General features: G+C 63.4%; 18 protein-coding genes and 1 pseudogene. 15 read left to right on the forward strand and 4 right to left on the reverse strand.

What is annotated here, in order from left to right; genetic code table 11:
* A pseudogene (locus tag JWQ24_RS06745) lies at window positions 1-280 on the reverse strand (uroporphyrinogen-III synthase); the annotation flags it as partial.
* A gap of 138 nt (window positions 281-418) precedes the next feature.
* On the opposite strand from JWQ24_RS06745, the gene purU reads away from it, so the two are divergent.
* Window positions 419-1,282 (forward strand): formyltetrahydrofolate deformylase, encoded by an 864-nt coding sequence (gene purU, locus JWQ24_RS06750; protein ID WP_299805950.1) that lies wholly within the window; start codon window positions 419-421, stop codon window positions 1,280-1,282.
* Here purU and JWQ24_RS06755 read toward each other — a convergent pair whose 3' ends face one another.
* Entirely contained in the window at window positions 1,283-1,555 is a 273-nt protein-coding gene (locus tag JWQ24_RS06755; RefSeq protein ID WP_299805952.1) for a hypothetical protein, read from the reverse strand.
* A 534-nt stretch (window positions 1,556-2,089) separates the two neighbouring features.
* On the opposite strand from JWQ24_RS06755, the gene JWQ24_RS06760 reads away from it, so the two are divergent.
* From JWQ24_RS06760 to JWQ24_RS06785, 6 genes are all read left to right on the forward strand, one after another.
* The gene (locus JWQ24_RS06760) at window positions 2,090-3,247 is read left to right on the forward strand and encodes an ABC transporter substrate-binding protein (protein WP_299805981.1); all 1,158 of its coding nucleotides are present in this window, start codon (window positions 2,090-2,092) and stop codon (window positions 3,245-3,247) included.
* 211 nt (window positions 3,248-3,458) lie between these two features.
* A complete protein-coding gene (locus tag JWQ24_RS06765) occupies window positions 3,459-4,325 on the forward strand; it encodes a branched-chain amino acid ABC transporter permease (RefSeq protein WP_299805954.1) in 867 nt (288 codons plus the stop codon).
* A 7-nt stretch (window positions 4,326-4,332) separates the two neighbouring features.
* Window positions 4,333-5,373, forward strand: a complete 1,041-nt coding sequence (locus JWQ24_RS06770) for a branched-chain amino acid ABC transporter permease (protein ID WP_299805955.1) — start codon at window positions 4,333-4,335, stop codon at window positions 5,371-5,373.
* Window positions 5,370-6,122 carry an ABC transporter ATP-binding protein gene (locus JWQ24_RS06775; RefSeq protein ID WP_299805956.1) on the forward strand — a complete coding sequence of 251 codons (753 nt, stop codon included), beginning with the start codon at window positions 5,370-5,372 and terminating at the stop codon, window positions 6,120-6,122. Before JWQ24_RS06770 ends, JWQ24_RS06775 begins: the two co-directional genes overlap by 4 nt.
* Window positions 6,115-6,852, forward strand: coding sequence for an ABC transporter ATP-binding protein (locus JWQ24_RS06780; protein WP_299805957.1), 738 nt, complete (start codon window positions 6,115-6,117; stop codon window positions 6,850-6,852). The genes JWQ24_RS06775 and JWQ24_RS06780 overlap by 8 nt, the downstream gene beginning before the upstream one ends.
* A gap of 32 nt (window positions 6,853-6,884) precedes the next feature.
* On the forward strand, window positions 6,885-8,000 hold the full coding sequence (locus JWQ24_RS06785; RefSeq protein ID WP_299805959.1) for a cobalamin-independent methionine synthase II family protein: 1,116 nt from the start codon (window positions 6,885-6,887) through the stop codon (window positions 7,998-8,000).
* Between the two features lie 102 nt (window positions 8,001-8,102).
* On the opposite strand, the gene JWQ24_RS06790 is transcribed toward JWQ24_RS06785, so the two are convergent.
* Both JWQ24_RS06790 and JWQ24_RS06795 read right to left on the reverse strand, forming a co-directional pair.
* The gene (locus tag JWQ24_RS06790; RefSeq protein ID WP_299805961.1) at window positions 8,103-8,540 is read right to left on the reverse strand and encodes a universal stress protein; all 438 of its coding nucleotides are present in this window, start codon (window positions 8,538-8,540) and stop codon (window positions 8,103-8,105) included.
* Window positions 8,541-8,592: 52 nt separating this feature from the next.
* Window positions 8,593-9,120, reverse strand: a complete 528-nt coding sequence (locus JWQ24_RS06795) for a histidine phosphatase family protein (RefSeq protein ID WP_299805963.1) — start codon at window positions 9,118-9,120, stop codon at window positions 8,593-8,595.
* A 116-nt stretch (window positions 9,121-9,236) separates the two neighbouring features.
* Between JWQ24_RS06795 and JWQ24_RS06800 the strand changes: the two genes are divergently transcribed.
* The 8 genes from JWQ24_RS06800 to JWQ24_RS06835 all read left to right on the forward strand — a co-directional run.
* Entirely contained in the window at window positions 9,237-10,628 is a 1,392-nt protein-coding gene (locus JWQ24_RS06800) for an FAD-binding oxidoreductase (RefSeq protein WP_299805965.1), read from the forward strand.
* A gap of 116 nt (window positions 10,629-10,744) precedes the next feature.
* Complete coding sequence (gene msrB / locus JWQ24_RS06805) at window positions 10,745-11,248, forward strand: peptide-methionine (R)-S-oxide reductase MsrB (RefSeq protein ID WP_299805967.1); 504 nt, start codon at window positions 10,745-10,747, stop codon at window positions 11,246-11,248.
* Between the two features lie 205 nt (window positions 11,249-11,453).
* Window positions 11,454-13,301, forward strand: coding sequence for a flagellar hook-basal body complex protein (locus JWQ24_RS06810; protein ID WP_299805969.1), 1,848 nt, complete (start codon window positions 11,454-11,456; stop codon window positions 13,299-13,301).
* 44 nt (window positions 13,302-13,345) lie between these two features.
* The gene (gene flgK, locus JWQ24_RS06815; RefSeq protein WP_299805971.1) at window positions 13,346-15,223 is read left to right on the forward strand and encodes a flagellar hook-associated protein FlgK; all 1,878 of its coding nucleotides are present in this window, start codon (window positions 13,346-13,348) and stop codon (window positions 15,221-15,223) included.
* 10 nt (window positions 15,224-15,233) lie between these two features.
* A complete protein-coding gene (locus JWQ24_RS06820) occupies window positions 15,234-16,760 on the forward strand; it encodes a flagellar biosynthesis protein FlgL (protein ID WP_299805973.1) in 1,527 nt (508 codons plus the stop codon).
* A 279-nt stretch (window positions 16,761-17,039) separates the two neighbouring features.
* The gene (locus JWQ24_RS06825; RefSeq protein ID WP_299805975.1) at window positions 17,040-18,626 is read left to right on the forward strand and encodes a flagellin; all 1,587 of its coding nucleotides are present in this window, start codon (window positions 17,040-17,042) and stop codon (window positions 18,624-18,626) included.
* 383 nt (window positions 18,627-19,009) lie between these two features.
* Window positions 19,010-20,602: a flagellin gene (locus JWQ24_RS06830; RefSeq protein ID WP_299805977.1), complete on the forward strand. Its 1,593-nt coding sequence runs from the start codon at window positions 19,010-19,012 to the stop codon at window positions 20,600-20,602.
* 273 nt (window positions 20,603-20,875) lie between these two features.
* On the forward strand, window positions 20,876-22,143 hold a 1,268-nt coding region (locus JWQ24_RS06835), incomplete at its 3' end, for a DUF1522 domain-containing protein (RefSeq protein WP_299805979.1).

A 22,143-nucleotide genomic window follows, 5' to 3' on the forward strand; every position in this document is an offset into this window, starting at 1 on the left:
CTCCGAGGGCTGCGACAAAGGCCTGATCGAGCTCGATCCGCCGCGCCACCTTCATCAGGCGCCGCAGCCCTTCGCCGGTCATCAGCACCAGATCGTCGCAGGGTTTTTCGACGAAGCGGCGAATCCAGGCCTCGATCGGCGCCGGGTCGGGCGCATCGTGGATGGTGAACATCGGGCATTGCAGCACATCCGCCCCCTGCTCGGTGAGCAGGCGGGAAAATTGCGCTTCCTCGCGGGTTTCCAGGATCAGGATGCGGTAGCCGTTCAGTCGCTCAGCCATGGTGTTGCTCTAACGCAGATAGCTTATTGTTTGTTCATTGTGATGCCTGGACCGGGATTGGCGCAAGGGCATCGCGGGTGATAGAGCAGGGCCGAAAATCGCGTTCCATCCGCACTCAAATTACAGCAAGTCCGCTCCATGCCCGATCATCAATTCGTGTTGACGCTGTCCTGCCCGGATCGCCCCGGCATCGTGTCGGCGGTCTCGACCTTCCTCGCCCATAATGGGCAGAACATCCTCGACGCCCAGCAGTTCAACGACGTCGAGACCGGTCATTTCTTCATGCGCGTGGTGTTCAACGCCGCCGACGTCAATGTCGACCTGCCGGCGCTGCAGACCGGTTTCGGCGCCATCGCCGAACGCTTCAAGATGGACTGGCAGATGCGCGACCAGGAAACCCGCCGCCGGGTAATGTTGATGGTGTCGCAATCCGACCATTGCCTGGTCGATATCCTGTATCGCTGGCGCACCGGCGACCTGGAAATGATCCCGACCGCGATCGTCTCCAACCATCCGCGCGAGACCTACAAGGACCTCGATTTCGGCGACATCCCGTTCCACTACATGCCGATCACCAAGGAAACCAAGCGCGAGCAGGAACTGGCGATCTGGGACCTGGTGCAATCGACCCAGACCGATCTGGTGGTGCTGGCGCGCTACATGCAGATCCTGTCGGACGAGATGACCAAGAAGCTGTCTGGCCGCTGCATCAATATCCACCACTCGTTCCTGCCGGGCTTCAAGGGCGCACGACCCTATCACCAGGCCCATGCGCGCGGCGTCAAGCTGATCGGGGCAACCGGTCACTACGTCACCAGCGATCTCGACGAAGGTCCGATCATCGATCAGGACGTCGAGCGCATCAGCCACAGGGACACGCCGGAAGATCTGGTTCGCAAGGGCCGCGACATCGAACGCCGCGTGCTGGCACGCGCCGTGCGCTATCACCTTGAGGATCGCGTCATCCTCAACGGCAAAAAGACCGTGGTGTTCGTCAACTGATCAGCGAATGACACTGGCCGATGGCGAGGTGGCGGGATCAGGCCCGGGCTTCGCCGCCGGCACCACCATCTTTTCTTCGCGCTGTTTGATCAGGGCGTCGTATTGCGGCGTGCCCGGTCGCGGCGGCGCATCGGGCGGCAGGCCGCCGGCCCATGCCGGAATGAGGTCCGCCATGCCGCCGGCCAGAAACGAACTGATCGAACCGCAGCCGGCAAGACTGAAGCTCATCAGGACGAGGGCGATCAGGACGGCGGCACGGTGAAACAGGGGCATGGCACATCATTGCTCAACTTAAGCGTGCTTTTATAGCAGATCAGAAAAACCTTGCAGGGCTTTATTGCAGCGCCGCGCAACGACCGGAAGGTCGCTCGGCGGACATATGCACGGCAGCGTTCTATTGTGCAAAAACAATCATTTGTTTCATATATCGCGATTGCGATAGCTGACGGGCTAGGAAGTCCGCGAAAAAGTCCGATGGTGACGGCGTTGCGCCATAGCGGCGAAACGAAATTTGCAGGCCCGTCGGAAAAACGTAGTTGAGGTCGATCGAGATTTTTGTGGTATAAAATTACCCAGAGAAATTGCTGCTGCTTCACGGGGATCAGTAGCGATGACTTGAGGCAGGTGGCTCGGAGGATTTGTCGCGGGACGGGTCCCAAAGTTGCGATTGACGCCGGCCCGCGCACCTGAGACGTGATGTTACGTCACGATGTGATGATGGAATTTCTAGAGTTCGCTAGCAAGAGCCGGAAAACGCGGCACGGCGACCAAACGACCAAGGGGAGAGCCAAGATGTCCAGGACTAGTATGATGCTTTCGGCAGTGGCCGGCGTTGCGCTGGCAACCGCGGTTACGGCGGCGCACGCGCAGGAGACCGTCAAGATCGGTCTGATCGTGCCGATGACCGGCGGCCAGGCCTCGACCGGCCAGCAGATCAACAATGCCATCAAGCTGTACATGCAGAAGAACGGCGACACCGTCGCCGGCAAGAAGATCGAGATCATTCTGCGCGACGACGCCACGCTGCCCGACAATACCAAGCGGATGGCGCAGGAACTGATCGTCAACGACAAGGTCAACGTCATCGCCGGCTTCGGCGTGACGCCCTCGGCGCTGGCAGCCGCGCCGCTGGCGACCCAGGCCAAGGTTCCGCAGGTCGTGATGGCCGCCGGCACCTCGATCATCACCGAGCGCTCGCCCTATATCGTACGCACCTCGTTCACGCTGGCGCAGTCCTCCACCATCATCGGCGACTGGGCGGCGAAGAACGGCATCAAGAAGGTGGCGACGCTCACTTCGGACTACGCGCCGGGCAACGACGCGCTGCAGTTCTTCAAGGAGCACTTCATTGCCGGCGGCGGGCAGATTGTCGAAGAGGTCAAGGTGCCCTTGGCCAACCCCGACTTCGCGCCGTTCCTGCAGCGCATGAAGGATTCCAAGCCGGACGCGGTGTTCGTGTTCGTGCCGGCCGGTCAGGGCGGCAACTTCATGAAGCAGTATGCTGAGCGCGGTCTCGACAAGTCCGGCATCAAGGTGATCGGACCCGGCGACGTGACCGATGACGATCTGCTCAACGGCATGGGCGATGCCGTGCTCGGCACCGTCACCGCGCACATCTACTCCGCGGCGCATCCTTCGGCGATGAACAAGGAATTCGTCGCTGCTTACAAGAAAGCCTATGGCGTCCGTCCGGGCTTCATGGCGGTCGGCGGCTATGACGGCATCCACCTGATCTACGAAGCGCTGAAGAAGACCGGCGGCAAGGCGGACGGCGACTCGCTGATCGCGGCGATGAAGGGTCTGGCCTGGGAGAGCCCGCGCGGCCCGATCTCGATCGACCCGGAAACCCGCGACATCGTGCAGAATGTCTATATCCGCAAGGTCGAGAAGGTGGACGGCGAACTCTACAACGTCGAATTCGCCACCTTTGAAGCCGTCAAGGACGCCGGCAAGACCAAGAAGTAACTGCGGTCGAGCATTGTCGGCAATGGTCTCCCTCCCCCTTGCGGGGAGGGGCGGCCGAACGGAGAACGCTGCGATAGCAGCGTTTGGAGTGGAGGCCGGGGTAAGGTAGCCACGGGCTCCGGAGCTTGTGGCACGCCCACCCCCGACCCTTCCCCGCCTGGCGAAGCTTCGCTTCGCGCGGGGGGAGGGGAGAAGAAAGCGCACTAACTACATGACCCTTCTCACCATCCTGTTCGACGGCGTCGCCTACGGCATGCTGCTGTTCGTGCTGGCCTGCGGCCTGGCTGTGACGCTGGGACTGATGAACTTCGTGAACCTGGCACACGGCGCCTTTGCGATGGCCGGCGGCTATGTCTGTGCCATCCTGGTCAACCGATCCGGCCTGCCGTTTTTCGCGGCGCTGCCGATCGCCTTTCTGGTGAGCGCCGCGGTCGGCGCGCTGCTGGAGCGTACGCTGTACCGGCATCTCTACACCCGCAGCCATCTCGACCAGGTGCTGTTCACCATCGGTCTCGTCTTCATGTCGGTGACCGCGGTCGATTACTTCATGGGATCGTCGCAGACCTTTATCCATCTGCCAGACTATCTGCAGGGGCAGATCGATATTTTCGGCCTCGGCGTCGGCCGTTACCGCCTGATGATCATCGTGATCTGCGGTCTGTTGACGGTGGCGTTGCAGATGATCCTGTCGAAGACCCGGTTCGGCAGCCGCTTGCGCGCCGCGGTGGACGATCCGCGCGCCGCCTCCGGCCTCGGCATCAACGTGCCGCAGGTGTTCGCGCTGACCTTTGCGTTCGGCTGCGGGTTGGCGGGGCTTGGTGGCGCGCTCGGCGCTGAAATCCTCGGCCTCGATCCGTACTTCCCGCTGAAATTCATGATCTACTTCCTGATCGTCGTTACCGTCGGCGGCTCCTCCAGCATCACCGGGCCGTTTCTGGCATCACTGCTGCTGGGGATCGGCGACGTCGCCGGCAAGTACTACGTTCCCAAGCTTGGTGCCTTCGTGATCTACACCATGATGATCGTGATCCTGATCTGGCGTCCAAACGGCCTGTTCGGCCGTAACGCGGCACGGTGAGGACGCCATGACTGTCTCCGAAATGCTTCGCTCCCGGATTGGCGTTCACGCCATGCATCGCAGTCGCTGGCGCTGGCCTGAGGCCGTGTTCTGGCTGCTCGCCGTGGCTTGCGTGTTCCTGTTTCCGAACCGCTATCTGATCCTCACCGAGATCGCGTGGCTCGCTTTGTTTGCGATTTCGCTGGATCTTATCCTTGGTTATGCCGGCATCGTGTCGCTGGGACATGCCGCGTTCTTCGGCTTTGGCGGCTATGCCGCGGGGCTGCTGGCGCTGCACCACATCGTCGATGAGCCGGTGCTGGCGCTGTTGGTCGCGGGTCTGGCGGCGATGGCGCTTGGCTTTGTCACCAGTTTCCTGGTGATGCGTGGCGCGGACCTGACGCGGCTGATGGTGACGCTGGCGATCGCGCTGTTGCTGCGCGAACTCGCCAACCGCTTCTCCGGCCTCACCGGTGGCTCCGACGGGTTGCAGGGTATCGAGATGGCACCGATCCTCGGCCTGTATTCGTTCGATATTTTCGGCAAGGTCGGCTTCATCTATTGCCTCGTCGTGCTGTTCGTCCTGTTCCTGCTGGCGCGCCGGATCGTGCATTCGCCGTTCGGCCTGTCGTTGCGCGCCATCCGCAACAATCCGCTGCGTGCTTCTGCGATCGGCATCCCGGTCAATCGCCGGCTGATCGCGATCTACACCATTGCCGCCTTCTACGCTGGCGTCGCCGGGGCGCTGTCGACGCAGACCACGGCGCTGGCGTCATTGGACGGCTTTGCCTTCGAGCGCTCCGCCGACCTGATGCTGGTGCTGGTGATCGGCGGCACCGGCTATCTCTATGGCGGCCTGATCGGCGCGGTGATCTTCAAGCTGCTGCAGGAGATGTTCTCGATTCTGACGCCACAATACTGGCAGTTCTGGATCGGGTTGGTGCTGGTGGTGATCGTGTTGATCGGCCGTGAGCGCATGCATCGCTGGGCGATGTATCTGCCGCTGCTGATCCTGCGCAAGTTCGGCGCCAAGACCCCCGTGCTGTCGCCCGAGGGGGATGCGTCATGACCATTGCACTGGAAACCGTCCATCTGGAAAAGAAGTTCGGCGGCCTCGCGGTTACCCGCGACCTCTCGCTGAAGATCGAGGCCGGTGCGCGCCACGCGCTGATCGGCCCGAACGGCGCCGGCAAGACCACGGTGATCAACCTATTGACCGGCGTGCTGACGCCGAATTCCGGCCGCATCCTCCTGGAAGGCCAGGACATCACCGGCCTGCCGGTGCACAAGCGCGTGCTGCGGGGGCTGTCGCGCACCTTCCAGATCAACCAGCTTTATGCCGATCTGACGCCGCTGGAGACCATCGGTCTGGCTGCGTCCGAACATCTCGGCCACGGCAGCGACTGGTGGCGGCGGATGGGCACGCGCCCCGACATCAACGACGAGATCGCGGAAAACCTCGAGCGCTTCCACCTGCTCGACGTCATGAACGAACCGACCGCGACGCTGCCCTACGGCAAGCAGCGACTGCTCGAAATTGCGGTGGCCATCGCCACCAAGCCGCGCGTGTTGCTGCTCGACGAGCCCGCAGCCGGCGTGCCGGAAAGCGAGCGCCATGACATCCTCTCCGCGGTGGCCAGCCTGCCGCGCGATGTCACGGTGCTGCTGATCGAGCACGATATGGATCTGGTATTCTCTTTCGCGGACCGCATCTCGGTGCTGGTCGCCGGAGCGATGCTGGTGGAAGGCCCGCCGGACGAGGTCGCGCGCGACCCGCGCGTCAAGGCGGTTTATCTGGGCGAGGGTGCTGATGTCTGATCTTCTCGCCATCGACCAGCTCTGCGCCGGCTACGGCCAGGCCGTGGTGATTCCGAAAATGACGCTGAGTCTCGGCGAGGGCCAGGTGCTGGCGCTGCTCGGGCGCAACGGCACCGGCAAAACCACGCTGATCAATTCCATTGTCGGCGTCACCAAGCGTTTCAGCGGCACGCTGTCGCTCGGCGGCAAGGACATTACCACCTTGCGCGCCGATCAGCGCGCCCGCGTCGGCATCGGCTGGGTGCCGCAGGAACGCAACATCTTCCGATCGCTGACGGTGGAAGAAAACATGACCGCGGTCGCGCAGCCCGGCGAGTGGACGGTGCGGAAGGTCTACGAGATGTTTCCGCGTCTCGAGGAGCGCAAGGCGAATTTCGGCAACCAGCTGTCTGGCGGCGAACAGCAGATGCTGGCGGTCGGTCGCGCGCTGGTGCTCAACCCGCAGGTGCTGCTGCTCGACGAGCCGACCGAAGGGCTGGCGCCGATTATCGTTGAGGAACTGCTGGCGGCTTTGGGCAAGATCACCCGTGCCGGCGGCATTTGCTCGATCATCGTCGAGCAGAACGCGCAAAAAATCCTCGGGCTTGCCGACCGGGTCGTGATACTGGAACGCGGCGGCATCGTGCATGACGCGCCGAGTGCTGCGCTGAAGGCCGATCCAACGGTGCTGGAGCGTTTTCTCGGTGTGGCGGGTGCGGCCAGCGAAAAAACCAAGCATCTGGCCGGCTGAACCGGCCGGGGCCATCACAGTGGAGTGAGACCATGATGAGAACTACCGCCCCGTTCCGCGCCGACGAAGTCGGCAGCCTGCTGCGCCCGCAGAAGATCAAGGACGCCCGCGCCAGGCTGGAAAAAGGCGAAATCACCGCCGACGATCTGCGCAAGATCGAGGACAGCGAGATCGAGAAGGTCGTGCACAAACAGGCCGCGATCGGCCTCAAGCTCGCCACCGATGGCGAATTCCGCCGCTCGTGGTGGCACTTCGACTTCCTTGCCAAGCTGACCGGCTGCGAAATGTATCACCCCGACACCGGCATCCAGTTCGCCGGCGTCGAGACCCGTCACGATTCGGTGCGTGTGATCGGCAAGCTGGATTTCCCCGACGACCATCCGATGCTCGAGCACTTCCGCTTCCTGAAGCGCCAGGCCGACATCGCCGGCGTGACTGCCAAGATGACGATCCCGTCGCCGTCCGTGCTGCATTTCCGCGGCGGCCGCAAGGCGATCTCGAAAGACGTCTATCCCGATCTCGACGTGTTCTTCGAGGATCTCGCGAAAACCTACCGCAAGGCCGTGAAGGCGTTCTATGACGCCGGCTGTCGTTATTTGCAGCTTGACGACACCGTCTGGGCCTATCTGTGCTCCGAGGACGAACTGGCCAAGATCCGCGCCCGCGGCGAGGAAGCCGACGGCCTGCAGCAGATCTATGCGCGCATCATCAACTACGCGATCGCCGAACGGCCCGCCGACATGGTGATCACCACGCATGTCTGCCGCGGCAACTTCCGCTCGACGTGGATTTCTTCGGGCGGCTACGAGCCGGTCGCGGAGACGCTGCTGGCCGGCACGAATTACGACGGCTACTTCCTGGAATATGATTCAGACCGCGCCGGCGGCTTCGAGCCGCTGCGTTTCCTGCCCAAGGGCAACAAGGTCGTGGTGGTCGGCGTCATCACTTCGAAGTTCGGCGAGATCGAGAAAAAGGAAGACATCAAGGCGCGTCTGATGGAAGCGGCGAAATTCGCGCCGCTGGAGCAACTCGCGGTGTCGCCGCAATGTGGCTTTGCCTCCACCGAGGAAGGCAACATCCTCAGCGAAGACGAACAGTGGGCCAAGCTGACGCTCGCCGTCGATGTAGCGAAAGAAGTATGGGGCTAGAGCATCAGCGTGCGTCCCTCTTCCCGCCCGGCGAAGCTTCGCTTCGTCGGGCGGGAAGAGGGACGCCTGCCGATATGCCTTCGCGATGCGCGGCTGCAACCGTCAGCGGTTCGCCGTCGGCCGCACCACCAGCACTGCGCATTTGGCGTAGCGCACGACGTGGCCGGCGTTGGAGCCGAGGAAATAGGTGCGCATCGCCGGGCGGTGCGAGGTCATCACGATCAGGTCGGCCTTGATCGCCGCCGCCTCCTCGAGAATTTCGTGATAGATGCCGCCCTGCCGGACCACGCTGGAGATCCTAGCGTGATCGATGCCGCAGTTTAGCGCAACCAGCGCCAGCGCTTCCTCCGACGCCACCCGCTGCTGGGAGTCGAAATCCGCCGGGACATATTCCGCCAGCATCACCGGCGTCATCGGCAGCACGTTGAGCAGCCGCACCGTGCCGCCGAAGGTCTGCGACAGCGTCGCCGCCTGGGCAATTGCGGGCTTGGCGAGGTCGATCTCGGAGAGATCCACCGGAACGAGAATGGAATTGTACATAGGCGCCTCCATCACGCCGGAGTGTAGCACAATCGCGGCTGGCCGCGTGCGACTATTCGCTCTTTAGCAGCTTAGGGCTGACGAACTGTACGAGATGGCCGCCGCGGAAGGCTGTGTCGTTCCAGTCCTCGATGGCGAAGTCGATGACGACGATGCCACCTGTCGGCAGATTGCCGGCGATCGCCTTCCGGCCGTCGGCGTCGCCGCCGTCAATCAGGCTGAGCGCGATCTCGTGCAAGCCGGGATTGTGGCCGACGATCATCAGCAGCTTCGGATCCTCGACGGCCGCGGCGCGGATCACCGCCAGCAGTTCGGCCGGGCCGGAGCCATACAGCTCCTCGAGATGCGCCACCAATGGCGTGGCGTCGGGCATTTCAGCGGCGACCAGATCCCAGGTCTGCCGTGCGCGCACGGCGGTGGAGACGCAGACGAGGTCAGGCAGCGGCGAATGGCGGTATAGCCAGGCGCCCATCGCGGCGGCGTCGACCTGGCCGCGGTCGTCCAGCCGGCGATCGAAATCGCTGCCGCTCGGTGCGTCCGGTTCGGTCTTGGCGTGACGCAGCAGCAGGAGGCGACGCATGGTGCGGTCTCGATTCGGGCAAGAGGGCGCCGCGGCGCCGGTATGGTCTGCGGATTAATCGACATGGGCGCCGACGACAAGGTGACAAGCGCCGGGCGGGTCCGTAAGAAAACGACATGACACCAGCTTCCGCAAGCGAGACAAATCGCTCCGAGGCCGCAGGCCCGGAACGCACGCGCCTGACGATCAACCTGGACGTCGATGTCTGCGTGGTCGGGGCAGGGCTGGCCGGCCTCAGCGTGGCGCTGGAAGCGGCGCGACGCGGCGCCAGCGTCGCTGTGCTGGAAGGCCGCCATGTCGGCTGGAACGCCTCCGGCAACCAGATGGGCACGGTGATGCCGGGCTTCGGTCTGCCGCTCGCCGATCTGATCGAGCGGGTTGGCCTGGAAGACGCGCGCGAATTATGGGCGCTGTCGCAGCAGGGGGCGGAAGCCGTTCGCGCCAATGCGACGGAAGAGCGCATGCCGGGCCTTTCGCGCAGCGATGGCGCGCTGCAGGTCTCCAATGTCGATGTCGGCGACCGGCTGATCGCGCGGCTGCAGATGCTCGGCGAGGATTTCGACACCGAGGTCGATGGCTGGCAGATCGACCGCGTCCGCGACGCGCTCAAGACCAAACGCTATTTTCACGGCGTGCATTATCCCCGGGCATTCCAGATTGACGGCCCGGCCTATCTGCAGGGGCTGGCGGCGCTGGCGCGGCAAGCGGGGGTGCGGATCTATGAGGACACGCCGGTGATCAGTTTCGACGCCGCCGGTATCCGCAAGCGCATCGTGACGCCCTCGGCGCGGCTGCGGGCCTCGCAGATCGTGCTGGCCGGCAACATCCATCTCGGCGAACCCGCACTGCGGCTGTCGCAGACCTTGCTGCCGGTATGGCGCTTCGGGGCGATTACCGAGCCGCTGGGCGAACGGTTGGCCGAGGCGATCACCTTCCCGGGCTCGGTGACCGATACCGACGGCATCGACCTGTTCCGTATCGTCGGCGGCGACCGCTTGATGTGGTCGGGTCCCGAGACCACCTGGGAGGCCCGGCCGCAGCGTTTTGCCGGGGCCATTGCGCGGCGCATCCGCACGTTGTTTCCGCAGCTCGGCAAGGTCGCCATCGCCGAGACCTTTGGCGGTGCGGTCGGGCAGACCGTGCACGGCATGCCGCAGATTGGCGAGTTGCGCCGCGGTCTGTGGGTTGCCAGCGGCTTCGGTCGCCAGGGCCTCAACACCACCGCGATGGCCGGTCGGTTGATCGTCTCGGGGATCCTCGATCGCGACGATCGCTGGAAGCTGTTTTCGCCGTTCGAGCTGGTCTGGGCCGGTGGCCGCACCGGCCGCATTGCTGGTCACGGCATCGGCATCTGGAACCGCCAGAGCGCGGCGCTCGCCGGCACCCTGGCGCGCTACCGCGAAGGCGCCAAGGCCCGGGAGTGGATTCGCGAGCAGCGTCTGGCGGAAGCCAATCTGCGGGCCGGCACTGGCGGGTCGCCGTCGCCGGATGAGGGGACTGACGGGTAAATCCACCTCTCGCAGGAAAGTGAGAGAAATCTACCGGCAAGCGTGTAACTTCCCCGTGCTTCGTCCGTATTTGAAGGCGAACGAGATCACTGTCTCGACCTCTGAGGGAGACCATCATGATCGATCGCCGATTTTTCCTGACCACTGCAGCCGGATTGGGTGCGCTGATGACTTTCAAATGGCTCCGAGGTTCGCCGGCCGAGGCGGCCGATGAAAAATTTGAAGTGATGAAGACCGACGAGGAATGGCGCAAGCAGCTGACGCCCGCGCAATATGACATCCTCCGCAAGGAAGGCACCGAGCGGCCGTTTTCCAGCCCGCTCAACAAGGAAAAGCGCAAGGGCACCTTCGCCTGCGCTGGCTGCGACAATGCGCTGTTCGCCTCGGAGACCAAGTTCGAGAGCGGCACGGGCTGGCCGAGCTTCTGGCAGCCGCTGCCGAACGGGGTGGCCGAGCGCAAGGATTCCACGCTGGGCATGGTGCGCACCGAGATCCATTGCCGCCGCTGCGGCGGCCATCTGGGCCACGTCTTCGACGACGGTCCGAAGCCCACCGGCCTGCGTTACTGCATGGACGGTTTTGCGATGATCTTCAAACCGGCCACCCCGTCGGCAAGCTGAGCGGTCGCGACCAAATTCGCCGTGTGATCCCGGCAGTAATTTCCCAGCTAGGCAATTGTGCCCCGGTCTTTTGACCGGGGTTTTTCTTTATCCGATTGAAAACATGAAGTTTTCTATCTTGGCATGACGCTTGCGACATCTCCTTCGAATGCGGCCATCATTTGGCAACCGGCAGGCCGCCCGGATCGAAGTTGGAGACAATGTCATGGGTATCTTCGGCGCTCTCACCACCTCCGTCGCGGGCCTGCGCGCAAACTCCTACGCGCTGGAAAACATCTCCGGCAACATCGCGAACTCCCAGACCACGGCGTTCAAGCGGATCGATACCAGCTTCCTCGATCTCATTCCTGATACCGGCAACAGCGCGCAGCTGGCCGGCAGCGTCACCGCGGGATCGCGCAGCACCAACACCATCGCCGGTTCGGTCACCTCGTCGACGGTGGCGACCTACATGGCGATCAACGGCGACGGCTTCTTTGCGGTGCAGAAGCCGGGCAGCGTCTCGGACTCCACGCCGATTTTCGACGGCGTCAACAAATACACCCGGCGCGGTGACTTCACGCTCGACAAGAACGGCTACCTCGTCAACGGCGCCGGCTACTACCTGCAAGGCGTGCCGATCGATCCTTCGACCGGCAATCCGAGCGGCAGCACGCCGCAGGTGCTGCGATTCCAGAACGACTTCCTGCCCTCCCAGCAGACCACCAAGATCGATTACCGCGCCAATCTCGCCAGCTATCCGCTCACCACCAAGCACAACACCGCTGTGCCGGGATCAGAATTGCTGCGGTCGGCTGACTTCGTCTCCAATCCGCGTCCGCTGGGTACGCCGGCGACGCCGTTCGGCAACACCACCACCATCGGCAATGCGAAGACCAACTTCCAGGTGCCGGCGGTGGCGATTACGTCGGCCACCGCGCTGCTGAGCGCGTCCGGCACGGATTCGCTTCCGGCCGGTTTCATCGCGGGCGATACGATGACCCTCAAGCTGACCAACGCCGGTGTCACGACAACGAAGACGATCTCGTTCTATAACGGTGGCGCCGCGCCGGCGCCGGTGACCGACACCACCTTTATCGATCTCTCCGCCCCGGCCAGCACCGTCGGAAGCCTGCTCTCGACGATCGACGGCCTCACCGGCACTTCGACGGCCTCGTCCGTGTCGAGCACCGGCGCCATCACGCTGAACACCGGCACCACCAATGACTTCTCGCTCACCTCGTCGTCATCGACGGGCTTTGCGTCGCTCGGCTTCTCCGGCACGGTGACGGCATTGCGCACCGGCGGCGGCACCGCCGGCACCGGCGTCGTGATCGGCAGCGACAACCAGACCTTCCTCGATGAATCGATCAGCGGCGGCGCGGCCACCGCCTATGACGGCAACGGCGCGCCGGTCAGCCTGCAATTCCGCTGGGCCAAGGTGGCTTCGGCGACGCAGGGCGGGACCGACACCTGGAATCTGTTCTACCAGACCAACCCCGCCGCCACCGGCTCCGCCGTGGCCTGGCAGAACGTCGGCACCGACTTCAAGTTCGGTACCAATGGCCAGATGCAGCCGGTGATCGGCCAGCTCACCCTCAGCGGCCTGACCGTGAGCGGCGTCAGCCTGGGCAATGTCACCATGGCATTCGGCACCGGCGGCCTGACCCAGTTCGCCGACACCAACGGCAACGCCCAGGTCAACCAGCTGAAACAGGACGGCTACGCCGCCGGCCAGTTGCAGAGCGTCTCGGTCAGCAACGAAGGCCGCGTCGTCGGCAGCTACTCGAACGGCCGCAACATCGATCTGGCGGAAGTCAGCGTCGCGACCTTCAACGGCGCCGACTTCCTCAAGCGCATCGACGGCGGCGCGTTCGAAGTCACCAACGAATCCGGCGAGCCGTTATACGGCAAGGGCGGCAGCATCTCCGGCGCATCGCTGGAATCGTCCAACACCGACATCGCCGACGAATTCACCAAGCTGATCGTCACCCAGCAGGCCTACTCGGCCAACACCAAGGTGATCACGACGGCGAACACCATGGTGCAGGATCTCCTGAACGTGATGCGTTAATCCGCGCGGAGTTCGCCGGTGATTTTTCAGAGCGGTAGTCAGTCATGAGTCTCAACGACGCACTCTCCATTGCAATGTCCGGCCTGCGTGCGAACCAGGCTGCGATGTCGCTGGTCTCGTCGAACGTTGCCAATGCGGAGACGCCTGGCTACGTCAAGAAGACGGTCAACCAGGTCTCGTCCAACTCCGGGTCGTATGGCAGCAACGTCACTATCGTTGGCGTCAACCGCGAACTCGACCAGTACATCCAGGCCCAGCTCCGCACGGAAACCTCCGGCGCGGGCTATGCCTCGTTGCGCTCGAATTTCCTGCAGCAGCTGCAGGGCATGTACGGCAATCCCGGTTCGGCCGGCACGCTGGAAGCCGCCTTCACCGGCCTGACCACCGCGGTGCAGGCGCTGGCGACCAGCGCCGATAGCCAGTCGGCGCGGATCGGCGTCGTCAATGCGGCAGCGGTGCTGTCGCAGCAACTCAATTCGATGACGCAGGGCATCCAGAGCCTGCGCGGCGCGGCCGAGAACGGCATCAGCGATTCCGTCAAAACCGCCAACAGCCTGATGAAGCAGATTGCGACCATCAACAACCAGTTGGCGGCCAATCCGAATGGCGGGACCTCGACGGATTCGTCGACGGCGGCGCTGCTCGACCAACGCGACCAGTACATCACGCAGCTTTCCGACCTGATGGACATCCGCGTCACCACCAACGGCGCCAACCAGGTCACTGTGTTCACCGGCTCCGGCGTGCAGCTGGTCGGCCAGGAAGCTGCGACGCTGTCGTTCAACGCGCAGGGCACGGTGACGCCGAACACCGAGTGGGATGCCGACCCGTCGAAGAGCAAGCTCGGCTCGGTCGTTGTCTCGTTCGCCAATGGCGGGTCTATCGACCTCACCGCCAGCGGCGCGATCAAGTCGGGCAAGATCGCCGCCTATACCGAATTGCGCGACAAGACGCTGGTCGAGGCGCAGGACCAGCTCGACCAGTTTGCGGCACAGATCTCCAGCGCCCTGTCCGACAAGACGACGCCGGCCACGATCACGCAGCCATCGGCCGGCTCCCAAGCCGCGACGCTCGATATGTCCGGGATGCAAGCCGGCAATATCATGCATCTGACCTATACGGATGCGAACAGCGTCCAGCATCAGGTCTCGATCATGCGGGTCGATGATCCCAGCGCGTTGCCGTTGTCGAACAACGTGACGGCCGATCCGAACGACGTCGTGTACGGTATCGATTTTTCGGCGAGCGACGCCTCGATCATCGCGCAGCTCAACACCGCGTTGAACGGCAACCTCACTTTCACCGGCTCGTCGATCTCCGCGGCGACGGTGAGCAACAACCCCACGATGACCACGCTCAACGCGGCCTCGGTGACCACCACGGCGCTGCCGGGCTCGCTGACGTCAGGCAGTTCGCAACTGGCGCTGTTCACCGATACCGGCAGCGCCTACACCGGCGCAATCACCGGCGTGGGTTCGCAGATGACCGGCCTCGCGGGGCGTCTGGCGGTGAACACCGCGCTGACGGCCGATCCGTCGAAGCTCGTCCTGTTCGGCCCGACGACCGTCGCCGGCGACACCACGCGCGTCGATTTCATCATGTCGCAGCTCACCAAGGCGACGTTCCAGTACACGCCTTCGGAAGGCGTGGGCAGCGCCAGCACGCCGTTCAAGGGCACGCTGCTGAGCTACATGCAGCAGTTCACGAGCGCGCAGGGCGCCCAGGCGACCGCGGCGCAGCAGCTCGCCAGCGGCCAGGACGTCGTGCTGGCGACGTTGCAGCAGAAGATGTCGGCCACCTCCGGCGTCAATGTCGACGACGAGATGGCACATCTGCTGTCGCTGCAAAACGCCTATTCGGCCAATGCGCGCGTGATGTCGACGGTGAACGATATGTACAAGACCCTGATGCAGGCATTCTGAGGTAATAGTCATGACCATTAGCGGCGTCAGCGGACGGACATCCTATATCGGCTCGGGCATTCTCGACCTGCGCAGCCAGCTCGATACGCTGACCCAGCAATTGTCGAGCGGCAAGGTGTCCAGCACCTATGCGGGGCAGGGCAGCGGTCGCAGCCTGGCCATCACCCTGCGCTCGCAGATCACCGCGATGGCCGGCTATGCCGACACCGCGGTGAACCTCAACACCCGCATCGGCATCGCCAACCTGTCGCTGCAACGGCTCGTGGACATCGGTTCGACGGTGAAAGGGGCTGCGGTCAGCGCCGGCACCACCCTCGACAATACCGGCCAGACCGCGGGGCAGAAGACCGCAACGCTCAGCTTCGTCGACTCGGTGGACATGCTCAACACCAAGTCGGGGGACCGATACCTGTTCTCCGGCCGCGCGACCGATACGGCGCCGGTGGCGTCTTCCAGCGAGATCATGGATGGCGACGGTATCAAGGACGGCCTGAAGACCGTCATTGCGCAGCGCAAGGTCGCCGATCTCGGTACCGGAACAGGCCGGTTGACGATTGCGCCCCAGGTTGCCGGCTCGACCGCGGTGTCGATCGCAGAAGACGCGTCGCCGTCGGTGTTCGGCATGAAATTGACGAACGTCAGCTCGACGCTGACCGGCGCCACCGTCACCGGGCCGACCGGGACGCCGGCCGCGATCTCGGTCGATCTCGGCGCCACGAACCCCAATCCGGGCGACAAGGTCAAATTCACCTTCACGATGCCGGACAACACGCTCGAGACCATCGAGATGACCGCGGTCGCCGCGGGAACGTCGCCAATGCCCGATAACAGCTTCGAGCTCGGCGCCACCTCTGATGCAACCGCCACCAACCTGAACGCCGCACTGACCACGTCGGTCGGCAATCTGGCCAGGGGCCCGATGGTCGCCGCGTCCGCGATCGCGGCGGGTAATAATTTCTTCGATTCTCCGCCCACGCGGGTTGGCACCGGCGGAGCGTCCGCGACCACGCTGGTCGATGGTTCGGCTAACACGGTGAGCTGGTACAAGGGTGAAGCCAACACGACGGCCAATGGCTCGGCGCGGGGCTCGGCCGTTGCACAGGTCGATCAGTCCATCACCGTGCAATACGGCGCGCGCGCGGACGAGTCGGCGCTGCGCTCGCAGCTGCAGACTGTGGCGGTCTTTGCGGCGTTCTCGATCGATGTCACCAACATCGCTAACCCGAACGTGGCGAAAGACGCCAATGCCCAGGTGGCGGCGCTGAATCAGCGGGTGGCGCAGAACCTGGCACCGGTGGCGGGGACGCAGTCGATCCAGGATATCCAGGCGGATTTCGCCGGTGCGTCGGTCTCGATCAAGGCGGCGACGGACCGCCAGACCCAGACCAAGGCGCTGAGCCAGACGCTGCTGGATTCCATCGAGGGCATCAACGACGACGAGGTCGCCACCAAGATCCTGGCGCTGCAGACTGCGTTGCAGGCGTCCTATCAAGCGACTTCGAAACTGTACCAGATGAGCCTGGTTAAGTTTCTTTAAAGACGGGCGCGGTTGACACAACCGCCCGCGCCGGCAAGTACCACGGCGCCGTCGCCGGTCCAGATACCGACTTCCTCCTGAACCCATTGATAGCGATCAGAAAACCCGGCTCGCGAGAGTCGGGTTTTTTGCATTTGCGAGATGGCGAAACTACCTGAATACACCTTGAGGTGGCTATCAATTGTCGAGGTTCCCTTTACCGAATTTTAGAGTCTGGGGTCCATCTTGCAGCAGTCGATCAAGAAGATCGCTGTTTAACGTACCAGGAAGGTATCAAACATGTCCGGCATCACACTCTCGTCCGCCGTCCGCCAGAACCTGCTCTCGCTGCAGTCCACTGCATCGCTTCTGTCGGAAACCCAGAACCGCCTTTCGACCGGTAACAAGGTCAACTCGGCGCTCGATAACCCGACCAACTTCTTCACCGCGTCGTCGCTGAACTCGCGTTCGAGCGACATCAACAACCTGCTCGATGGTATCGGCAACGGCGTGCAGATCCTGCAGGCTGCCAACACCGGCATCACCTCGATCCAGAAGCTCGTCGACTCCGCCAAGTCGATCGCCAACCAGGCGCTGCAGACCACGGTCGGCTACACCAAGTCGTCAATCACGACCGCTGCGAACGCTGGTGCTACTGCCAGCAACCTGCTGGGCGGCAACACTCCGGTTGATGCCACCTTCACCGGTGCCGCTGCGGTAAACAACCTGACGACTCCCGGCACGCTTACCGGCGCTACCACGCTGTCGGGCGCGGCCAACTCCGACTCGCTCACCACCGCTTTCGCTGCCAACGACACCCTGACCGTCAATGGCCAGACCCTGACGTTCAAGGCTTCGGGTGCTTCCGGCGCCAACGAAATCAACATCACCGACACCGTCACCAACCTGCTGGGCAAGATCGACGGTCTGACGGGTGCGTCGACCGCCGGTACGGTAGCTGCTGGCGCGCTGACGATCCACACCGGAACGACTTCGGACCTGTCGATCACAAGCTCAAATGCAGGTGCACTCGCCGCTCTCGGTCTGGGCACGGGCGCTACTCAGGCTCGTGCGGCTGGTACCACTCCGGCGCTCAGCGGCAAGACGCTGACCATCGGCGCTACCGGCGGCGGCACCGCCACGTCGATCACGTTCGGCACCGCAGCCAACCAGGTTTCCACCCTGGACCAGCTGAACACTGCTCTGGCGGCGAACAACCTCCAGGCCAGCATCGACACCACCGGTGCGATCTCGGTCTCGACGACCAACGATGCGGCTTCGGCCAACATCGGCACCGTCGGCGGTACCTCTGTCACCACCGCTAACGTTGCGTTCAACGGCAAGTCCGTCGTCAACGCCGTCAAGGATCCGACCTCGCAGGCCACTCGCGCCAGCTTGATCGCCCAGTACAACCAGGTCATCGATCAGATCACCACCACTGCGCAGGATTCGTCCTTCAACGGCGTCAACCTGCTCAATGGCGACACCCTGAAGCTGACCTTCAACGAAACCGGCACTTCCAAGCTCAGCATCTCCGGCGTCAGCTTCGGTCCCGGCGGTCTCGGCCTGTCGAAGTTGACGGCTGGTACCGACTTCGCTGACAACGCGGCTGCCAACAAGACCCTGGCCAGCCTGACCACCGCCTCCACCACGCTGCGGTCGCAGGCCTCGAGCTTCGGTTCGAACCTGTCGGTCGTGCAGATCCGTCAGGACTTCTCGAAGAGCCTGATCAACGTGCTGCAGACCGGTGCGTCGAACCTGACGCTCGCTGACACGAACGAGGAAGCGGCCAACAGCCAGGCGCTGTCGACCCGCCAGTCGATCGCCGTCTCGGCGCTGTCGCTCGCCAACACCGCGCAGCAGGGCGTTCTCCAGCTGCTCCGCTAAGTTCGGCGCAAGCAACCAACGAATACCGGGCGGCGGGGGAAACCCCGCCGCCCTTTTTCGTTCGGAATAAGCGGCCTTTCGGCCCGGAAAGCTCAATGCTTTCCGGGCCTTTTCCGTTTTGGGACACTTTTTCCGCGGCCTTAATGGCCTGTTAACCATAAATTAAAGGGTGCGCCGCCATAGTAGGGTTAAGCAGGAAGCAGGCAGGCCGAGAATCGGCCGTTTTTGATCCGGTGACACCCGCACGGGTGCGTCGAGATCCCTCTTCCAGAAGGGCGTTAAAACATCACCGGCTTCGTTATGGCGATCTCCTTCGCCGGAAGCGTTGCCATGCGTCGCGCGACTGAAGGTCGACGTGCCGCGAGGATCAGGAAGGTTACAACATGTCAGGCATCGTTCTTTCGGCATCCGTTCGTCAGAATCTGCTCTCGTTGCAGAACACTGCAGAACTGTTGTCGACCACTCAGAACCGGCTATCGACCGGCAAGAAGGTCAACACGGCGCTCGACAATCCCACGAATTTCTTCACCGCAGCGGCGCTCGACAGCCGCTCCGGTGACATCAACAACCTGCTCGATGGCATCGGCAACGGCGTCCAGGTGCTGCAGGCGGCGAACACCGGCATCACATCGCTGCAGAAGCTGGTCGATACGGCCAAGTCGATCGCCAACCAGGCGCTGCAAATCCCGGTCGGCTATTCCAGCAAGTCGACCATTACGACGCCGATCAATCCGGGCGCCACGTCCGACAATTTGCTGGGAGCCTCGAACCCGGTCGACAACACCTTTGACGGCTCCGTGGTCAACAGCAAGCTGACGGTAGTCACTGCCATCACCGGCGCCACCTTGCTGTCCGGCGCTGCCAACTCCGACTCGCTCTCGACCAGCTTTGCTGCCAACGACACCATCACCGTCAACGGCCAGAGCCTGACCTTCAAGGCTTCGGGCGCGTCCGGCGCCAACGAAATCAATATAGGCGACACCGTCACCGTACTGCTGGGCAAGATCGACGCGCTGTCGGGTGGCACCGGCTCGGCGGTCGCCGGCGGCAAGGTCACGTTGCATACCGGCACCGCGTCCGACCTCAAGATCGTTAGCTCGAACACCACGGCGCTGGCCGCGCTCGGGCTGGGTACCTCCGTTACCGCGACGCGCACGCCGGGTCCGACCGCGCTCGGCGGCCCGCCGGCGCTGACGCTGTCGATTACCGCGACCAATACGTCCAGCATCGCCTCCAACATCACCTTCGGTACCGCCGCAGGACAGGTTTCGACCCTGGCGCAGCTCAACGCCGCGCTGGCCCCGAACAACCTGCAGGCCGTTCTGGATCCCACCGGCTTTCTGACCATCACCACTTCAAACGATGCGGCCTCGTCCTCGATCGGGACCGTTGGCGGTTCGGCGGCCGGCGCCGGCAAGCTGTTCAACGGCTTGACCGCGACGACCCCGGTGACGGACTACGCTTCGCAGACCTCGCGCGCCAACCTCGTTGCGCAGTACAACAACATCATCGACCAGATCACCACGACCTCGCAGGACGCCTCGTTCAACGGCATCAACCTGCTGGCTGGCGATCAGCTCAAGCTGGTGTTCAACGAGACCGGCAAGTCGACGCTCAACATCGCCGGCACCACGTTGACGCCGGCCGGCCTCGGCCTTCGCGCCATGACCAAGAACGTCGATTTCCTCGACAACACCTCGGCCAACACCACGCTGGATTCGCTGAATATCGCCAGCAGCGTGCTGCGTTCGCAGGCCTCGGCGCTGGGCTCCAACCTGTCGATCGTGCAGATCCGTCAGGACTTCGCCAAGAACCTGATCAACGTGCTGTCGACCGGCTCGTCGAACCTGACGCTGGCCGACACCAACGAGGAAGCGGCCAACAGCCAGGCGCTGTCGACCCGCCAGTCGATCGCGGTATCCGCGCTGGCGCTGGCCAACACCTCGCAGCAGAGCGTGCTCCAGCTGCTCCGCTAAGTCCGGCTTCAAAACATCAACTCAAGGCGGCGGGGAAACCCCGCCGCTTTTTTGTATCGGGCGTTTGTTGGCCCGATGCGGCGCAGCGAGAGCTCACTCATTGGTCGCAGCTGAAAGGGCAGAACCGCATGCGGTTCACTCGGCTGCTTTCATTTCTGCGTATTTGTACCTAGCACCAATTTAACTCTCGGGTAGTCCTAACGGCACAGGGTGATCCTGTCGCCGAAGGAAAACTTGCGGCGTTGTATCAGCGTCTCCCAGAAGGGCATCAATATGTCAGGCATTGTTCTCTCGTCGTCCGTTCGCCAGAATTTGCTTTCGCAGCAATCGACCGCCGATCTGCTTGCTACCACGCAGAGCCGCCTCTCGACCGGCAAGAAAGTGAATACCGCGCTCGACAATCCCACCAACTTCTTCACTGCCCAGGCGCTCGATGGTCGCGCCAGCGACATCAGCAATTTGCTCGATGGGATCGGCAACGGCGTGCAGGTTCTGCAGGCAGCCAACACCGGCATCACCTCGCTGCAGAAGCTGGTCGATACCGCGAAGTCGATCGCCAACCAGGCGCTGCAGACCACGGTCGGTTATTCGACCAAGTCCAACGTCTCTGCGACGATCTCCGGCGCAACCGCGCTCGACCTGCGCGGCACCACTTCCTTCACCAGCGCAACCGCGGTCAGCAACGTCGTTACCAACGGCACCGCGGGCGGTACCACTGCTATCACTGGCGCGATCACGCTTGGCGGCACCTCCGCGTCGCTGGTTGGCGTGGCGGCCGCTGACGGCGCCGGTACTGCTGCCAGCCTTGCCCTTGGCTTGACACTGGCCGGCACCTCCAGTGCCACAACCATCGCGGCGAATGGCGCGCCTTCCGACGGTGACGTCGTGACCGTCAATGGCAAGACCATCACCTTCAAGTCGGGCTCGGTCCCGGCGGCAGCGGCGGTTCCCACCGGATCCGGCGTCAGCGGCAATATCGTCACCGACGGCAATGGCAACTCCACCGTCTACATCGGGACAACCGGCACCCCGACGGCGACGGTGCAGGATTTGGCGAATGCCATCGATCTCGCCAGCGGCGTCAAGAAGACCATCAACGCAGCAGGCGCTGCGACGCTCTCGACCTCGTCGGGCACTCCCGCCGCCATCGGCTCCGGTATTCTCACCCTGACGACCGGTACCGGTGCGGATCTCAGCATCACCGGCAAGGCCGACCTTCTGAAGGGTCTTGGCCTGACGGCGTCGATCGGTGCTGGCAACGTGACTGTCACCAAGCAGCGTACCATCACTGCTGCGACGCTTGGCACACTGGTTCAGGAAGGTTCGACCCTGAACGTCAACGGCAAGACCATCACCTTCAAGAACGCCGCTCCTCCGGCGGCAGCGCAGGTCGCCACCGGTTCCGGTGTCAGCAACAACATCGTCACCGACGGCAACGGCAATTCCATTGTCTACCTGCAGGGCGCGACGGTTACCGACACGCTGAACGCCATCGATCTCGCCACCGGCGTCCAGACCTCCGTGATCGCAAGCGGTGCGGC

Origin of the sequence: Tardiphaga sp. (genome assembly GCF_028290495.1) — a bacterium.
In the GTDB taxonomy this organism is placed as follows: Bacteria; Pseudomonadota; Alphaproteobacteria; order Rhizobiales; family Xanthobacteraceae; genus Tardiphaga.

What these genes read in the sequence shown, in the direction of transcription:
- purU (WP_299805950.1), top strand. Translation starts at nt 419, where the DNA reads ATGCCCGATCATCAATTCGTGTTGACGCTGTCCTGCCCGGATCGCCCC.
- JWQ24_RS06755 (WP_299805952.1), bottom strand. Translation starts at nt 1,555, where the DNA reads ATGCCCCTGTTTCACCGTGCCGCCGTCCTGATCGCCCTCGTCCTGATG.
- JWQ24_RS06760 (WP_299805981.1), top strand. Translation starts at nt 2,090, where the DNA reads ATGATGCTTTCGGCAGTGGCCGGCGTTGCGCTGGCAACCGCGGTTACG.
- JWQ24_RS06765 (WP_299805954.1), top strand. Translation starts at nt 3,459, where the DNA reads ATGACCCTTCTCACCATCCTGTTCGACGGCGTCGCCTACGGCATGCTG.
- JWQ24_RS06770 (WP_299805955.1), top strand. Translation starts at nt 4,333, where the DNA reads ATGACTGTCTCCGAAATGCTTCGCTCCCGGATTGGCGTTCACGCCATG.
- JWQ24_RS06775 (WP_299805956.1), top strand. Translation starts at nt 5,370, where the DNA reads ATGACCATTGCACTGGAAACCGTCCATCTGGAAAAGAAGTTCGGCGGC.
- JWQ24_RS06780 (WP_299805957.1), top strand. Translation starts at nt 6,115, where the DNA reads ATGTCTGATCTTCTCGCCATCGACCAGCTCTGCGCCGGCTACGGCCAG.
- JWQ24_RS06785 (WP_299805959.1), top strand. Translation starts at nt 6,885, where the DNA reads ATGATGAGAACTACCGCCCCGTTCCGCGCCGACGAAGTCGGCAGCCTG.
- JWQ24_RS06790 (WP_299805961.1), bottom strand. Translation starts at nt 8,540, where the DNA reads ATGTACAATTCCATTCTCGTTCCGGTGGATCTCTCCGAGATCGACCTC.
- JWQ24_RS06795 (WP_299805963.1), bottom strand. Translation starts at nt 9,120, where the DNA reads ATGCGTCGCCTCCTGCTGCTGCGTCACGCCAAGACCGAACCGGACGCA.
- JWQ24_RS06800 (WP_299805965.1), top strand. Translation starts at nt 9,237, where the DNA reads ATGACACCAGCTTCCGCAAGCGAGACAAATCGCTCCGAGGCCGCAGGC.
- msrB (WP_299805967.1), top strand. Translation starts at nt 10,745, where the DNA reads ATGATCGATCGCCGATTTTTCCTGACCACTGCAGCCGGATTGGGTGCG.
- JWQ24_RS06810 (WP_299805969.1), top strand. Translation starts at nt 11,454, where the DNA reads ATGGGTATCTTCGGCGCTCTCACCACCTCCGTCGCGGGCCTGCGCGCA.
- flgK (WP_299805971.1), top strand. Translation starts at nt 13,346, where the DNA reads ATGAGTCTCAACGACGCACTCTCCATTGCAATGTCCGGCCTGCGTGCG.
- JWQ24_RS06820 (WP_299805973.1), top strand. Translation starts at nt 15,234, where the DNA reads ATGACCATTAGCGGCGTCAGCGGACGGACATCCTATATCGGCTCGGGC.
- JWQ24_RS06825 (WP_299805975.1), top strand. Translation starts at nt 17,040, where the DNA reads ATGTCCGGCATCACACTCTCGTCCGCCGTCCGCCAGAACCTGCTCTCG.
- JWQ24_RS06830 (WP_299805977.1), top strand. Translation starts at nt 19,010, where the DNA reads ATGTCAGGCATCGTTCTTTCGGCATCCGTTCGTCAGAATCTGCTCTCG.